At 40.8% G+C, this 392-nt stretch carries 1 protein-coding gene; it reads right to left on the bottom strand.

From position 1 onward, the window contains the following. Nucleotides 1-392: tetratricopeptide repeat protein (locus tag LKK83_RS30610; RefSeq protein WP_324635252.1), on the bottom strand; the 392-nt coding region annotated here is incomplete at both ends.

Raw genomic sequence — 392 nt, 5'->3', positions numbered from 1 at the left:
AACTGAAACATTGCTAAGTCGTAAAGCGAGCTGTATTCCGCAATGCGATCGCCCAATTCCCGAAAAATCTCTAACCGCCGCTGGTAAGAGGCAATAACCTGTTCATCCTGTTTGAACTCCCGATACAAATTAATCAGATATTCCAATCCCGATAAAGCCCATTTCGTATCCTTAATTTCCACATACAACTCAACGGCTTTCTCATACCAAGAAATTGCTACTTCTGGCTGCTTTAAACTCCCGTAGCATCGCCCCAACATATACTGAGAATTGGCAATTTTATAAATTTTTCCAGTATCCTCATCCAAGGTTTCTGCTATCTGCAAAGCAGATTCAAAGCCAGATAATGCCTCCTGATATTGCTGGATATTAAACTGAAACATTGCTAAGTC

Origin of the sequence: Phormidium sp. CCY1219, from assembly GCF_035615515.1 — a bacterium.
In the GTDB taxonomy this organism is placed as follows: Bacteria; Cyanobacteriota; Cyanobacteriia; order Cyanobacteriales; family Laspinemataceae; genus CCY1219.
This window is presented reverse-complemented; position numbering and strand designations above follow the sequence as displayed.